Origin of the sequence: Flammeovirga agarivorans, from assembly GCF_012641475.1 — a bacterium.
GTDB lineage: Bacteria > Bacteroidota > Bacteroidia > Cytophagales > Flammeovirgaceae > Flammeovirga > Flammeovirga agarivorans.
In genome coordinates this window covers 426,480-441,646 of sequence record NZ_JABAIL010000005.1, presented here as the reverse complement: position 1 = coordinate 441,646, position 15,167 = coordinate 426,480, and the positions used below count along the sequence as shown (strand labels likewise).

Below are 15,167 nucleotides of genomic sequence, written 5' to 3'. Positions count from 1 at the left end.
TTTTTTGATGTGCCTTATTGTTTTAAAGCGATGCAAAGATGTAGGATTTTTTGATACCACGCAAGTATATTTCTAAAAAACTTACCAAACAAAAGTAAATGAAATCATTCTTCACACTATTAAAAATCCAATAAACTGTAATTCAGAAGTGTTAAGTCATTGATTATAAAATATGTGTACAACATCAAAAAGTTCTACGTATCTTTGAAAAAATTTCAGAAAAATCTGAAAAAAATTTATTTGTTATTGTGAAAAGGGACCTTAACTCCCTGTAAGCAGAAAAAGTTATGGCAAAAAGAGTAGTAGTGGGTCTCTCAGGTGGAGTAGACTCAAGCGTAGCTGCACATCTTTTAAAAGAGCAAGGCTACGATGTCATTGGTTTATTTATGATCAACTGGCATGATGGTAGTGTTACGATTCAAGGCGAATGTCCATGGATAGACGATAGTAACGATGCACTACTGGTAGCAAACAAACTAAACATCCCTTTCCAAAGTGTAGACCTTAGTGAACAATACAAGGAGCGTATTGTAGACTATATGTTTTCTGAATATGAAGCAGGTCGTACACCCAATCCAGATGTACTTTGTAATAGAGAAGTAAAATTTGATGTGTTTATGGATATAGCTATGAGCTTAGGAGCTGATTACGTAGCTATGGGGCATTACTGTAGAAAAGATTCTTTCATTGATGAAAATGGTAAAGAAGTTTACCGTCTTCTTGCTGGAGTCGATGGAAATAAAGACCAAAGTTATTTCCTTTCTCAGTTAAGTCAAGAGCAACTGTCTAAAGCATTATTCCCTATTGGTGAACTCACAAAACCTCAAGTAAGAGAAATTGCTGCAGAACAAGATTTAATCACTGCAAACAAAAAAGACTCCCAAGGGCTTTGCTTTATTGGTAAAGTAAAACTACCGGATTTCTTAAAACAGCAATTACTTCCTAAAAAAGGAAATATTGTAGAGGTTTCTGTAGATCATTCGATTTATCAAGATCGAGAAAATGCGATTGAAAATGCATCTACTGAACTTGAGAAATTACAGTTACTAACAGCCCCTTATTCTTATAAACCAACATATGGGAAGAAAGTAGGAGAGCATCAAGGAGCACATTATTATACAATTGGTCAACGTAAAGGTTTAGGTGTAGGTGGTACTCCACTACCATTATTTGTGATTGCAACAGATACTGAAACAAATACTATCTATACTGGACAAGGTGATCAACATCCTGGCTTAAACCGTCAAGGGTTAAAAGTCAGTCCAAACGAAATCCATTGGGTTCGTGAAGACCTTAAAATGGAGATTGGTGACCAAAGAGAATACATGGCTAGAATAAGATATCGTCAACCTTTAGAAAAGGTCACTCTTTATATGAAGGAAGATGGTTTATACTGTGTATTTGAAAATAAACAATCAGGTATTTCTGCTGGACAGTTTATCACTTGGTATACAGATGACGAGCTAATTGGTTCGGGTGTAATCAATAGTTAGTAGTATTTCCTGTAAAAGACAAGAGGTCTTTAGCATTACTGATATTTGCTAAAGACCTCTTTTTTATATCCTTCTTCTTGAGAATCCACTATAAAATAAATACTGAATTGCTAAGATGACTAGAATAGTAGCCATACTACTCAGAACACCTCTTAACAGAGCTTTGGGAATAAATGCCCATGCTCCTGCTTCAATACAAAACAATAATAGGTGATGAGCCAATACCTGTGGAGCAATAAACACTACAAATGTTCCAAATCCCATTTGACCTATCAGTGGAGTCTCAGACAATTCGTAACCTCCAGAAGGAGCTGTGAGTTTCATTATCTGATATCTTACAAACCCCAGAAAAACACATGCAGAAGTATGAATTCCTATCGAATCATAAAAGATATCGACAATAAAACCCATCACAAAAGCAATCGTTAATAATGTGATATTATTTGCACCAAAAGGCAGAAGAATTAAAAAGGTAACATATGGAAACATCATCACGCTTCCATCAAAAAAAGTTAGGTTCCTAAAAAATAACACCTGTGCCATCAAATAGATAAAAAAGATACCTATCTGTTTAAACCATATTTCTCTTCCCATAATCCAATTATTCTTCCGCTATCGTTTCTAATGAATCTTTTTCTGTTCTGAATAGAGATTTTGTCACATATACATGATGAATCTTAGAGAAATCTACAGAAACATCAATTGTGACCAACCAAAATCGCTCTGATGGCGTTTTCTGAGCCTCTGACACAATACCAATCATCACCCCTTCAGGATAAACAGTATTAAAACCTGATGTAGTTATTGTATCTCCAACATTGATATCTAAATGAAGAGGTAAATAATTTGCAGTAGCTGATGTAGGATCTTGAGTATCCCATTTAACTGTACACAAAGCTCCATTTTTCTTTAATTCAGAAGAAACTGCCATATCTCTATGAAGTAATGAATAACAAGTCGCAAAATGATCTGATACTGCTTTCACTTGACCTACAATACCATCTTGAGTCATTATCCCCATTCCTTCTTCAATTCCGTCTTCTCTACCTTTATTTAAAGTAATGTAGTTTCCTGATCTATAAATTGAGTTGTTGATCACTCGAGCAGGAATAAATTCATAAGCCACAGTATCAGACATTCCATAAAATAAATTAGTAATATCTTCCTTGTCTCTATTCATTACAGTGGCTGAATCTACACCTTGAACCTGAATCAATTCTAATTGCTTACGAAGTTCTGCATTTTCATGTAATAAGTCTTCGTTTACATCTGTCAAATAAAAGTACTGTTCGATATTCGATGATGCGTTATATATACCTCCAACAACAGTATTAGACGACGATAAAACTACCGACCTCTGATAGCTATTATTGTTGACTATTAGAGCTGTAGCGATTATTTCCAACAGTAAGAATACTAGGAAAACTCGATACCTAAATATTAAAGCAAATAGTTGACTCATAGAGTTACTTTAAAGATCAATTGATCAAGAAAATGGATTTTAAACTTGAGTTAAATCGTATACCACTAAAATTAGTAGAAGCGACTGACAAATTTAATGATTTAAAGATAAGAAGTAAGTGGATAAACTAAGAAGTAGTGCACAATCCAAAAAAATATTCTTTTCTATTTCATCTTAAATGAAAAAACGCCTCTCTGATACTTCGAGAAGCGTTTTTTCTATTTATGTAATCAAAATAGCTTTATATCTATTTAAATCTTTCAGCACATGTCCAGTACCTAGTACTACTGCTCTTAATGGATCATCCGGCACATGAACAGGTAATTTTGTCTTCAGTGAAATCCTTTTGTCTAAACCTCTTAAAAGAGCACCACCTCCTGTAAGATGAATACCTCGGTCATAAATATCTGCAGATAACTCTGGAGGAGCTGTTTCTAATGCTCTTAAAATTGCTTCTTCAATTTTTGAAATTGATTTATCCAAAGCGAAAGCCACTTCTGCATAAGAAACATTAATTACTTTAGGTATACCTGTTAATAAGTCTCTACCTCTAATTTCGTAATCTTCTGGAGCATCATCCAGCTCTGCTAAAGCTGCACCAACTTCGAACTTGATTTTTTCTGCAGATCGTTCGCCAATCAATAAATTATGTTGACGACGCATATAGTCTAAAATATCTCTATTGAATACATCACCTGCTGTTCTTACAGATTGATCACAGACAATGCCTGACATCGCGATTACTGCAATCTCAGTTGTACCACCTCCGATATCTACTACCATGCTACCCATAGGTTCTTCGATATTTATGCCGATACCAATCGCTGCTGCTATGGGTTCTGGAACCATATACACTTCTTTTGCTCCAGCATGCTCTGCTGAATCTCGAACAGCTCTTTTCTCCACTTCTGTAATGCCAGAAGGAATACAAATCACCATTCGGTGTGATGGCATGAAAAACCTCCGCTTGTTATCAGACATCTTTATCAGTCCTCTGATCATCTGTTCGGCCGCATGGAAATCTGCTATTACCCCATCTTTTAATGGACGAATAGTTTTAATATTTTCATGTGTTTTCTCATGCATTTGCATCGCTTTAGCACCTAAAGCAATGACTTTTCCTGTTTGACGATCCAAAGCGATAATCGATGGTTCTTCAACGGCAATCTTTCCTTTTGTAAGGATTAGTGTATTAGCAGTACCCAGGTCTATAGCTAGGTCGGTAGTAAAAAAATCAAAGAAGCCCATTAATACTTTACTCTTTTTTCATTCGAAAAATTATTGGTTCAAACTGCAGTCAAAATATTTCAAGAGTTATTAATTGCTTTTCAACTTTCTAAAAAAAGGAATAAAAATAATTTACTCTATTCATTTATTTTATTGAAACGCACACTTGACATCAAGTCGTAAAAGAATATGTGGAGTCACTCTTAATTAATACAGTTACTGAATTCTATTTCATAAGAAATATACTAATTCAATTACTAGAACGACTACCTTTTCTATATTAATATATTGCAACTATTATTTCTTTGATGCTTTATATCAATATTTTGCTAGTTGGTAGAATAAACCTATTTATTCTACCGCAAATTATGTTCCTTATTCCATTAATAGATTGAGTCAAGAGAAATTAGTTTGCTTATAGAAAAAATTACTCTTTCTTCTTAAAGTCTCCTCTTTTAATTGACTTGATCAAATCACCCCATGCAAATGGATTTAGTAATGGATTAGCTGTCTCCATAAAATATTGTGTAGCAATTTGATCTGCCCTATAATTCATATAATATTTATAGTTGCCCGTCGCTCCCATAGGAAGTGCATTAGACATCATAGTTAACTTATCTTGGCTTAAGTTTTTCTCCATATTCTCGATTCTTTGATCTTTTTGCTCACCTAGAGCTAAGAATGCCTCTTCGAAAATTTCCTTTGTAGGATATGGGAAGACCTCAAGTAATGGAAGTTCTGTTACTTCCTCTCTCATCTCAATTAATACCGTAAAACCTAAATCATCTCTTTGAGGAATCACAACTTCTTGTTTTGCAAAACCCAAAGCAGAAACTACAATTGTATCACCCACCTGTGTAGGCATTGTAAAGAAACCAGCATGATTTGTCACTGTACCTTTACCAGCTTGTTTAATGTAAACGTGGGCACCTGGCACACCGAAAGAACTATCTCCCTCTACAACAATACCCGAAAATTGAATCGAGTTTTGCTCTCCCTGTGCTTTTGATTCTGTAGAAACCATGAATGAGATCATGAATACGATGAAAAGCAAGCACTTCAAATATCTCTTTGTCTTATAAAGTTCAGTCATTCTGTGTTAATAAAAATTTTTGGTACATAATTCTTAATCTATCATAAAGTAAAATCATGAAAATGATAGTCGAATTATTCAGCGTTTAAGTGATTTACTCCAAATATAATGAAAGCCTCAATATCAAAAAGGTTGTATTGAGGCTTTTCTTATATAATTTTAATTTTTTATTAATATAAAAGAATTAATTACTCTCGTTGGTTGAAGCGACTGAAGCTAACATAGAATGTTTGATTTTTTCAAATTCTACTTTCTTCAACTTTTTTAATTCCATATTGTGTTCGTACACCCACTTTTCTGGTGAGTATTTTCCATTTGGATAAATATCCCAATAGCTTTCATAGGATAAACCTAAAGCTTCATATTCAATGGCGAACTCATCTTCAATTAAAACAAAGTTCTCTCTTAAATTTCTTGAAAGTCGAGTAATTGCTGGGGGTACCATGACCATTCTTTGTTCCATTTCAACAAAGTGTGCCTTTAAAGCTTCTTGCTCTTTAACCGTTTCTTGTTGTGTAACGTCTGATTGCAGAGCCTCTCCTTCCCAGAATTCATCTGTTTCTGAGAATACTTGCTCATCAATTTCTTTTTGAAGTTCTGGAGTTAATGCTATATGCACTCCTGTTGAAGGGGTTGAATTCGATGTTCCTGTTTTAAGCGTTCCTCTCCACTTTTCGATATTCTCTTTTTCGTGGATTGTCATACAGATCCAGGACTTGCCTAAATATGCCGCCCATAATGCATTATCGTTTGGTGATTCTTGGAGCATTTTCCACACCTTAGGCTTTTTCATAGGGTCGTTTCCTGCTGACACAAAGGATGCATAGCATAGGAAAAGGCATATCGTGATTAATTTGTATTTCATTCTTTACACAGTAGGTTGAAAGTCAAACTATTATTAAGAAGACAAATATTCTTTTATCCTTTAACGTGTTGACGAGGTTAGTTGTATAAGTTCTATAAAAAACCATGCCTAAAAGCATGTATGAAAAAACTCTTATTGTCACATCCTCAATAAAAATTTCTCTTAAAGTAATAAAACTTACCCATGATTCTAAATTAAAAAAATAAAAATTAACCTTAGTTAATGACTATAATCCTTATTTACTGAATAATTTTTCATAAAAAAACACAGGATTTCAACCGATATAAGGTAAAAATTGTAATTAAAACACAAATTCAACGCTTAATTTGTCAATTATCTTTGGAAACAAATATTAGAATTTTAGTTTTGCATTGAAAATAGTCTTTGGAGTTCTATAACTTCGGAGCAGCTATGTCTGAATTCATTGATATAATAATATAATTCCAAGATGTCAAATATCGGTAAGGTTACCTCAGTCATTGGACCAGTAGTTGACGTCAGCTTCGAAGCAGAAGGATCTACGCTACCAGCGATTTATAATGCTTTGAAGGTGAAGAAATCCAACGGTCAAGAGATCGTATTGGAAGTTCAACAACACCTTGGCGAAGAGCGCGTTCGTACAGTAGCGATGGACGGTACAGAGGGTCTTCAGCGTGGCGCTGATGTACTCGACACAGGGGCTGCAATTGCAATGCCTACAGGTGAAGAAGTGAGAGGTCGTCTTTTCAACGTAGTTGGAGAAGCGATCGACGGTATGGAGCAGCCATCTGGCAAAACTTCATTACCTATTCACCGTTCAGCACCTCCTTTTGATCAATTAGCAACTTCAACAGAAGTTCTTTACACAGGTATTAAAGTAATTGACCTTTTAGAGCCTTATACTAAAGGTGGTAAAATTGGTCTTTTCGGTGGTGCCGGTGTAGGTAAAACTGTATTGATCATGGAGCTGATCAACAACATTGCGAAAGTATACTCAGGTATCTCAGTATTCGCAGGAGTTGGTGAGCGTACTCGTGAGGGTAACGACCTTCTTCGTGAAATGATCGAATCTGGCGTAATCAAATACGGTAAGGAATTCGAAGAGGACATGGAGAAAGGTGGATGGGACCTTTCAAAAGTAAACAAAGATGAGTTAGCTACTTCACAAGCTACATTGGTATTCGGTCAGATGAACGAACCTCCAGGTGCTCGTGCTCGTGTAGCTTTATCAGGTCTTACAATTGCTGAGTACTTCCGTGATGGTGAAGGACAAGGTGAAGGACGTGATATCTTATTCTTCGTTGACAACATCTTCCGTTTCACTCAAGCAGGTTCAGAGGTATCAGCCCTATTAGGTCGTATGCCTTCAGCCGTAGGTTACCAACCAACGCTTGCTACAGAAATGGGTGCAATGCAAGAGCGTATTACATCGACTAAGAGAGGATCAATTACATCGGTACAAGCAGTATATGTACCTGCCGATGACCTTACTGACCCTGCTCCAGCGACAACTTTCGCCCACTTGGATGCACAAACAGTACTTTCTCGTAAGATTACTTCATTAGGTATCTTCCCTGGTGTAGATCCATTAGAGTCATCTTCACGTATCCTAAGTCCAGATATCTTAGGAGATGAGCACTACAACACAGCTCAACGTGTAAAAGAAACAATCCAACGTTACAAGGAACTTCAAGATATTATCGCGATCCTTGGTATGGATGAACTTTCTGAAGAGGATAAGCAGGTAGTAGCTCGTGCACGTCGTGTACAACGTTACTTGTCTCAACCTTTCCACGTAGCAGAGCAATTCTCTGGTATCCCAGGTCTTATTGTAGACATTAAAGATACTATCAGAGGTTTCAACGAAATCTTAGATGGTAAGTGGGATCACCTTCCTGAAGCAGCCTTCATGTTCGTAGGTACTGTTGAGGAAGCAGCAGAAAGAGGTGAAAAAATGCTTGCTGAAGCTGCTAAAAACGCTTAGTAGTTACTTCAAGATAACAATATTAAAAGAAGGCGAGAGTCTTGGGCAACGCTCGGGTTCTCGCTTCTTTTTTACATAAGGAGTAAGGAGTCAGACGCAAAAATAATTTGCCAACAATACTACTTCTCCAAATACAAATAATTCAAATGGATTTGTAATACCGGTTATTGAAATCTATAATCAACTATTACATATCACAAATTAATTAAGTCATGTTTGTTGAATTACTTACTCCAGATAAAAAATATTTTGAAGGTGAGGCAACAGGCGTAAAAGTTCCTGGTATCAACGGTGAATTTGAAATGCTTGATCGTCACGCCAACATCATCTCAAGCCTTGCTAAAGGTGATGTACGTATCGCTAAAGGTAATGAAGTAACTTCTTTCACTATCGATGGTGGTACTGTTGAAATGCTTGACAACAAATTGGTTATTTTAGCTGAGGCGGTTGTTGGGTAAATCCAAACATTCTTACTTTGAAAAGTCAAAAAATAGTTATTCACTTCTATTTTTTGACTTTTTTATTTTATATGGGTAATAAAACTAAATATTCATGACAAAAGTAGATTCATATTTGTCATAAATCTGCAATAAAGTAATACTTTTGTATTTCTATAACTAAACGATTGTTCCATGCAGAGAAAGACTACCAAGAATTTTAGATCTATTATATTTAGAGGGTTAGATACGATTTTAATTAATATTAGCTTCTTAATTGCATATTATTTAAAATTTGATAAAGCGTTTCTTATTGGAGATGAATGGTATAATAATGTGTTTATACTTTTCAATCTATCATGGTTTTTATTGATTTCAACTTATTTAAAACCTTATAACTCTAACAGATTAACAAGATCTTTTTTAAGAACCTTCATTCAAGGTTGTAGCATTGGTTTATTACATGCAGCAATATTTTCTACATTATTACTTATCTTCAAGATACAAAACCAATCAAGAGAACAATTACTACTAAGTTATATTATATTTTGTGGATTAAATATAACTATTAAATCATTTGTTCTATTTATTATTAGATGGCTTAGAGAGAGAAAAGGTGTTGACTCTAAAAAATATGCAATTATAGGGCAAGGAAAATTATCAGAAGAAATTAATGAGTTCTATAAAAATCACAAAGAATTTGGTTATAATTTCAATGGATACCTGAATACTTCTTCCCATAATTCGAAGAATTTCAAAGATTATATATTGAAAAATGAAATTGATGTCATTTACATTTGTCTTCCATACATTCTACATTCTGATGTAGATAAATTAGTTGATATTGCTTACGAATTAAATGTTGATGTTAAGTTAGTAATGGACTTTAGAGGCTTCATTACAAGAGGTTTGCATTTACAATACCATGATTATATCCCAGTTTTAGATGTTGATGTAAAACCTTTATCCAATTTTGGAGAAGTCTTTATCAAAAGGTCATTTGACATAATATTTTCATTATGTGTTATTATTTTTGGAGCACCCGTTTATTTATTTACAGCTTTAGCTACTAAATTCTCTTCAAACGGACCTATACTTTATAAGCAAGAAAGAGTTGGTAAATGGGGAAAACCATTTCACATCTATAAATTTAGGAGTATGTTTATTGATGCTGAAGAAAAAGGGCCTGCACTATCAAAAGGTGATAAAGATCCAAGAATTACTCCATGGGGTAGATTCATGCGAAAAACTAGATTAGATGAAATTCCTCAATTTTTTAATGTTCTAAAAGGAGATATGGCCATTGTTGGGCCACGTCCAGAAAGACAGTTTTTTATAGACCAAATAGTTGAAAGATCTCCTCAATATAATAAACTAAAAACCGTTAAACCTGGAATAACTTCAATAGGACAAGTCCTATATGGTTATGCTGAAAATGTTGACGAAATGATACAACGCTTGAGGTATGATTTACTTTATTTAGATAATGCTACATTATCAACAGATATTTGGTTAATATTTAAAACTGTTGAGGTAATGGTTCTTGGTAAAGGAAAATAATGAAAAAGAGAATATTACATATTGCAAATATTGCTGGAGGAATTGAAACTTATATATCAACTATTATCAATTCTGCTGATAGTGACAAGTTTGAATTTTTAATAATTAATGGAACTTCTTCAAAGAAAAAAATTTATAATTCGAAAGGACAAGAAATATTACAATACACAATTAATATTGAAAGAGAAATAAAGCCAATAATTGATCTTATCACTCTTTTTCAACTACTCAAGCTTGTACTTAAATTAAAACCAGATATAATTCACTGTCATAGTGCAAAAAGTGGTATCCTAGGAAGAATAATTGGTGTTTTGTTCAATATTAAGACATTTTACACTCCACATGCATATTCATTTTTAAGTTCTCAATCTAGACTTAAGAAAAAGTTTTTTATTTTACTAGAAAAGTTTTTCACCTACTTTCCTGCAACTACATTGGCTTGTTCATCATCTGAGGGAAGCTTAGCAATAAACATATTGAATGCTAAAGAAAGCAAAGTTAAAATTTGGTCTAATTCTTTAGCACCCATAACAAACAACGATATACAAGAAGTCTTAATAGATGATATTCACATTGATAAAGATATCATTATTACCTCAGTTGGTCGTCCAAGCTTTCAAAAAAATACAATAAAATTAGTTCAAATCATAAAAGAAATAATTCTTGAAAACCCTAATAAATCAATAAAGTTACTACTTATTGGTGTTGGTCATCACTCACCTGATGCTGACAGAGTCAATAATTTTATTTTAGAAAATCAATTATCTAAAAAAATAAAATTGATAAAATGGATGGATAGAAAAAATATCAATTACCTTTTAAAAAATAGTTTTATTTATATTTCAACATCTAGATATGAAGGATTACCATATTCATTGTTAGAAGCTTTAAGATTATCTATCCCTATTATTGCAACAGATGTTATGGGTAATAATGATTGTGTTATTAATAATAAAACTGGTTTTTTAGTCAATGATAATGAAGAGTTCGTTACTAAAATAAATAAGCTGCTAAACAATAATAAAATTTATGAGGAATTTAAAAGTAACTCATTAGCTTTTTTCGACAATAAATTTAACCTTGATAAAAATATCGATAAACTTGAATATATATATGATCAGAGCTTTTCTAAATAACTATAAGTTAAATTTATTTTTTCTATTAAATGCAACATTTATTTTAATCCCAACACCAAACATTCGAAGTATAATACTAATTTCAAGTTTAATACTAAGTTTTTTCTTTTTTAAATCGAATATCATTTATGACAAAAGAATATCAATCTTAATAATATTAACTTCTATATATAATTTATTATTTACTATAAGTTCTTTTTTTATTAGTGATTTCAGTAAAGCCTTTTCTAGTTTTATTTCGACATGGGAAACTAGGGGTTTAATAATATTAATATTAATTTTTGCTTACTTTCAACAGAAAAAAACTAAGGATGTATTCATTATTATCTTTATTATCTTTTTAAATTTTATATGTTTATACTGTTTCTATAAGTTACCTATTCTTTCATACTTTTCAATGTCAGAATGGGATATGGTTCATAGATTTATTAGTGATATCACAAATTTACTTAAACAGCATCAAATTTATATCTCAATAGGTCTGTGTTTATCAATATTTTTCTCTGTTAATCTATCTTTAACACAAAGTAAACTTTATATTTTATCTTCATTCTTGCCATTAATACTGCTATTATTAATTGCTTCGAAAATGGCAATTATTTCTTTATTTATAACTTTACCCCTACTCATTCTCCATATATATTCATTTAAGAAATTCATATCTGTCATTTTATTAAGCCTGTTCTCATTATTAATACTAATTTTTTCATTACCAAATATCAAAGCACGGTTTAATCATTTAACAGAGGTAAAAACTTGGTCTCCTCCACAAGGTGATTGGCATTTAAATATTAACTCTACCAATATGAGAATAGGAATTTGGTATTGTGCAGCAAAAATAATTAAAAATAATCCTCTTTATGGAGTTGGAAATATTAATAAACAATCTTCACTTGAAGAATGTTATAAAGGATATAATACTACTGCATATGATGACTTTCAATATAACTCTCATAACCAATATTTAGAATCATTACTTGCAGCAGGAATACCATGTCTAATTAGTTTTTTAAGTTTAATTTCATATCTCATTTATATATCAATTAAAGAAAAAAACTTATTACTACTTAGTATTAATTTATTTTTCTCTTTAGAATTTATTGTTGAAAATATTTTTGAACATCAAATTGGTTGCTTTTTTTGGGGATTTGGAATTATCTTATCCATGAAAAAAATTAACGATACTTCTTTAGAAAATTAATAAAATTACGTGGAAGTAATAATAGGATTTTTGCTTGAATTATTCCTAATTGTTTTAAAAAACTAATATAACCAAACTTTTTTATTACTTTAATTCTTGATTGTAATTGAACCTTTCTTTTCGTTGCAGATATACCTGTATTATTAATTTCAATTACTGTTAACGGCATATCTATACTTGCTAACTTACCATATTGTGATAATCTAAAAAATAATTCATAATCTTCTGCAGCAGGATAATCTAATGAATAACCTTCACCTTGTAAAAGAACCAACCTAATCATGACGCTGGGGTGAATTAATGCACAATTAAAATGCATTTTTTTCATTATCAAATCATGATTTTTAGGTATTTTTATGTCAAATAAAAAATTCCCATTTTCATCAATAGCTTTAACATCGCTACCTACAATTGAAACATCAGGATTTTCTAATAAAAACTTTTCTTGAATTGTAAATCTCTCCTTTCCGACAAGGTCTCCACAATCTAATCTTGCTATAAAGGTATAATCTTTAGAAAAAATAAACTTCAAACCTTCATTCAAGGCTCTTTCTATTCCTACATTTTTACTTATTCTAATTATATTAATTGTCCCCTTTGCTCTATAATATTTTTCTATGGCATTAAGATCAAGAGGTACATTTGAACCATCATCAACTAATACGAGATCTATATTCTCAGTATTTTCAATTGATAGTAGTGTTTTCTTTAATGATTCAAGACTATTATAAACTGGGATTAATATACAAGATTTATTTATCATATGTTTTTGTAGAAATAAAAATACTTACTATAAACCAAAAAAGAGTATCTGGACCACGAAATTGAATCATTCCACCAATTAAATATGTACATGAAAAGATGAAAAGTGGGTCATTAATTTTATTATTTTTAAATGCTTTGAAGATTATAAAAAAAATAAAAATCAGGAATAATAAAATTCCAACTAAACCAAAATCAACAATAAATTGCAAATAAATATTATGTAAATTATCTTCTGGAAGGTTTTCATTAATGTAACTTTCTACACCAAAGATTGCATTACCTGCTCCTAATCCTAAACCATTACTTGACTGAAAAACATTAAAAGCATTACCCCATAATTTAAACCTCCCTAAACTCCCTGGGTCATGTCCAATATCACTGAATCTTTGAATTATATTGGTTTTACTTAATAAATAAGGTAAACCAATAGATATACTAAAAATTGACAAGTTAGTAAATAAAAACTTTTCAATAGAAGATGAGTTTGAAGTAAAAATCCTAAAAAATAGAATAACAAATAGGATAACAATAGCTGCTCTTGTTGAATATAAAAAACTCAGAAATAATGCAATAAAAAAATATGAGTAAAACTTTTTCCAATTACTACTTGAAAAAAATGCAACATTCATTGAGTACCAACTAGCTTCTAAATTCGATCCTCCTCCATAAAAATACGGAACTAAATACGGATGAGGCATTTTTTGTTTGAAAGATTCAATAAACTCATTAACATAAACAATATTTTTAATAATAATAATAATTGTCATTAAAAACATTGCTGATTTCAACAATGATAGTAATTTTTGATAAGTTAATAATGTCACTAAATTGTAAGAAATAGCTATAATAAATAAACAATAGACATAATTAATTATCAGTTTGTTCCAACCTATAAATAATGAATAAGTAAATATACTTGATAGTATAACATAAAAAATAAAAATAAAATCTGTTTTTACTTTATAAACTATTTTAAACTTCTTAAGAAACAGAATAATAGTAAATAATAATAATGATATCAAGTGATATAACTTAATAGTACTAGGAGCCTCGAATCGTGCCCAGCCAAATGGTGTAATATTTTGAAAATTCAGTAAAATATAAAATATTATTACTAAAATGGATAGAAAAGAAAATTTTGAAATATGTAAAGTTTGTTTAATCATATTATAATCCTCTATAGAACTTTGTTACAAAAGATAAAATCTTTTCACCAAGAATTTTTTTTATTAGAATTGACATTTTAATTCTAAATTCCCATTTTGATATTTCTTTTGAGATCGGGTAATTATTTTTTCTTAAAGCTATCTTACACTCTTCTATTCCTTTTAGCTTTCCCTTTAAATTACTACTTACTCCTCCTTCTCTCATATCTACAAAAACCATATCAGTAAAAATAGCTTCTTCATGTCTTAAACTTCTCAAAAGAAAATCATAGTCTCCTGATATTTTAAATGAAGAATCAAATTTACCATATTTCTTAAATAAAGAAATATGATGAAAAGCACCACAGTGAGGAACACTCATAATTTTTGATAATCGCTTTTTCGATAATTCCCATGAATCTCCAGCAACTTCAATTAGTTGCTTATTCTCATTAATGTATTTTATTTTATTGTAAACAAAAGGGATATTATTTTTTTCAGCATTATCTAAAAAAGGTAATAAGTTTTGCAAAATACTTGGACTGTCAATAAAGTCATCTGCACCTATAAATACAATCCAATCACCTGTCACTACTTCTAGAGCTTTATTCCATGCATCATAAATTCCGTTGTCTTTTTCAGACGACCAATAAGATAAATTTGATGAATATTTTTTGATAATTTCAATTGTTCTATCTTGTGATCCTCCGTCTATTATGACATATTCAAAGTTTTTATATTTTTGATTAATAATACTTAAAATAGTTTCTTCTAAATATTTTTCAGCATTATAAGTAGATGTAATAAAGGATATTTTCAT

General features: G+C 31.4%; 14 protein-coding genes. 6 read left to right on the top strand and 8 right to left on the bottom strand.

The genetic code is table 11. From position 1 onward, the window contains the following. Positions 1-287 precede the first annotated feature (287 nt). Positions 288-1,493, top strand: coding sequence for a tRNA 2-thiouridine(34) synthase MnmA (gene mnmA, locus HGP29_RS17945; RefSeq protein ID WP_168883808.1), 1,206 nt, complete (start codon positions 288-290; stop codon positions 1,491-1,493). Between the two features lie 63 nt (positions 1,494-1,556). On the opposite strand, the gene HGP29_RS17940 is transcribed toward mnmA, so the two are convergent. From HGP29_RS17940 to HGP29_RS17920, 5 genes are all read right to left on the bottom strand, one after another. After that, a complete protein-coding gene (locus HGP29_RS17940; protein ID WP_168883807.1) occupies positions 1,557-2,087 on the bottom strand; it encodes a Rod shape-determining protein MreD in 531 nt (176 codons plus the stop codon). 7 nt (positions 2,088-2,094) lie between these two features. Next, complete coding sequence (gene mreC / locus HGP29_RS17935) at positions 2,095-2,955, bottom strand: rod shape-determining protein MreC (protein WP_168883806.1); 861 nt, start codon at positions 2,953-2,955, stop codon at positions 2,095-2,097. Between the two features lie 222 nt (positions 2,956-3,177). Continuing rightward, positions 3,178-4,203: a rod shape-determining protein gene (locus HGP29_RS17930; protein WP_168883805.1), complete on the bottom strand. Its 1,026-nt coding sequence runs from the start codon at positions 4,201-4,203 to the stop codon at positions 3,178-3,180. Between the two features lie 406 nt (positions 4,204-4,609). Further along, positions 4,610-5,206, bottom strand: coding sequence for a carboxypeptidase-like regulatory domain-containing protein (locus tag HGP29_RS17925; protein ID WP_168883984.1), 597 nt, complete (start codon positions 5,204-5,206; stop codon positions 4,610-4,612). A gap of 253 nt (positions 5,207-5,459) precedes the next feature. After that, entirely contained in the window at positions 5,460-6,140 is a 681-nt protein-coding gene (locus tag HGP29_RS17920; RefSeq protein WP_168883804.1) for a hypothetical protein, read from the bottom strand. A gap of 448 nt (positions 6,141-6,588) precedes the next feature. On the opposite strand from HGP29_RS17920, the gene atpD reads away from it, so the two are divergent. The 5 genes from atpD (at position 6,589) to HGP29_RS29085 (ending at position 12,437) form a co-directional block, all read left to right on the top strand. Next, positions 6,589-8,103: a F0F1 ATP synthase subunit beta gene (gene atpD, locus HGP29_RS17915; RefSeq protein ID WP_168883803.1), complete on the top strand. Its 1,515-nt coding sequence runs from the start codon at positions 6,589-6,591 to the stop codon at positions 8,101-8,103. A gap of 212 nt (positions 8,104-8,315) precedes the next feature. Continuing rightward, a complete protein-coding gene (locus tag HGP29_RS17910; protein ID WP_168883802.1) occupies positions 8,316-8,561 on the top strand; it encodes a F0F1 ATP synthase subunit epsilon in 246 nt (81 codons plus the stop codon). Positions 8,562-8,735: 174 nt separating this feature from the next. Next, the gene (locus tag HGP29_RS17905) at positions 8,736-10,100 is read left to right on the top strand and encodes a sugar transferase (protein ID WP_168883801.1); all 1,365 of its coding nucleotides are present in this window, start codon (positions 8,736-8,738) and stop codon (positions 10,098-10,100) included. Further along, the gene (locus HGP29_RS17900) at positions 10,100-11,236 is read left to right on the top strand and encodes a glycosyltransferase (RefSeq protein WP_168883800.1); all 1,137 of its coding nucleotides are present in this window, start codon (positions 10,100-10,102) and stop codon (positions 11,234-11,236) included. Before HGP29_RS17905 ends, HGP29_RS17900 begins: the two co-directional genes overlap by 1 nt. Then, entirely contained in the window at positions 11,214-12,437 is a 1,224-nt protein-coding gene (locus HGP29_RS29085; protein ID WP_317169949.1) for an O-antigen ligase family protein, read from the top strand. Before HGP29_RS17900 ends, HGP29_RS29085 begins: the two co-directional genes overlap by 23 nt. Here the strand turns inward: HGP29_RS29085 and HGP29_RS17890 are convergent. From HGP29_RS17890 to HGP29_RS17880, 3 genes are all read right to left on the bottom strand, one after another. Further along, positions 12,412-13,200 carry a glycosyltransferase gene (locus tag HGP29_RS17890; protein ID WP_168883798.1) on the bottom strand — a complete coding sequence of 263 codons (789 nt, stop codon included), beginning with the start codon at positions 13,198-13,200 and terminating at the stop codon, positions 12,412-12,414. The genes HGP29_RS29085 and HGP29_RS17890 overlap by 26 nt on opposite strands. Further along, positions 13,190-13,969: an O-antigen ligase family protein gene (locus tag HGP29_RS17885; protein WP_211093325.1), complete on the bottom strand. Its 780-nt coding sequence runs from the start codon at positions 13,967-13,969 to the stop codon at positions 13,190-13,192. The genes HGP29_RS17890 and HGP29_RS17885 overlap by 11 nt, the downstream gene beginning before the upstream one ends. Positions 13,970-14,369: 400 nt before the next feature. Beyond that, positions 14,370-15,167 (bottom strand): glycosyltransferase family 2 protein, encoded by a 798-nt coding sequence (locus tag HGP29_RS17880; protein ID WP_168883796.1) that lies wholly within the window; start codon positions 15,165-15,167, stop codon positions 14,370-14,372.

Coding starts and splice junctions, on each gene's coding strand:
- HGP29_RS17880 (WP_168883796.1), bottom strand. CDS start 15,167: ATGAAAATATCCTTTATTACATCTACTTATAATGCTGAAAAATATTTA.
- HGP29_RS17890 (WP_168883798.1), bottom strand. CDS start 13,200: ATGATAAATAAATCTTGTATATTAATCCCAGTTTATAATAGTCTTGAA.
- HGP29_RS17920 (WP_168883804.1), bottom strand. CDS start 6,140: ATGAAATACAAATTAATCACGATATGCCTTTTCCTATGCTATGCATCC.
- HGP29_RS17910 (WP_168883802.1), top strand. CDS start 8,316: ATGTTTGTTGAATTACTTACTCCAGATAAAAAATATTTTGAAGGTGAG.
- HGP29_RS17905 (WP_168883801.1), top strand. CDS start 8,736: ATGCAGAGAAAGACTACCAAGAATTTTAGATCTATTATATTTAGAGGG.
- HGP29_RS17900 (WP_168883800.1), top strand. CDS start 10,100: ATGAAAAAGAGAATATTACATATTGCAAATATTGCTGGAGGAATTGAA.
- HGP29_RS29085 (WP_317169949.1), top strand. CDS start 11,214: ATGATCAGAGCTTTTCTAAATAACTATAAGTTAAATTTATTTTTTCTA.
- HGP29_RS17925 (WP_168883984.1), bottom strand. CDS start 5,206: ATGGTTTCTACAGAATCAAAAGCACAGGGAGAGCAAAACTCGATTCAA.
- mnmA (WP_168883808.1), top strand. CDS start 288: ATGGCAAAAAGAGTAGTAGTGGGTCTCTCAGGTGGAGTAGACTCAAGC.
- mreC (WP_168883806.1), bottom strand. CDS start 2,955: ATGAGTCAACTATTTGCTTTAATATTTAGGTATCGAGTTTTCCTAGTA.
- atpD (WP_168883803.1), top strand. CDS start 6,589: ATGTCAAATATCGGTAAGGTTACCTCAGTCATTGGACCAGTAGTTGAC.
- HGP29_RS17885 (WP_211093325.1), bottom strand. CDS start 13,969: ATGACAATTATTATTATTATTAAAAATATTGTTTATGTTAATGAGTTT.
- HGP29_RS17930 (WP_168883805.1), bottom strand. CDS start 4,203: ATGGGCTTCTTTGATTTTTTTACTACCGACCTAGCTATAGACCTGGGT.
- HGP29_RS17940 (WP_168883807.1), bottom strand. CDS start 2,087: ATGGGAAGAGAAATATGGTTTAAACAGATAGGTATCTTTTTTATCTAT.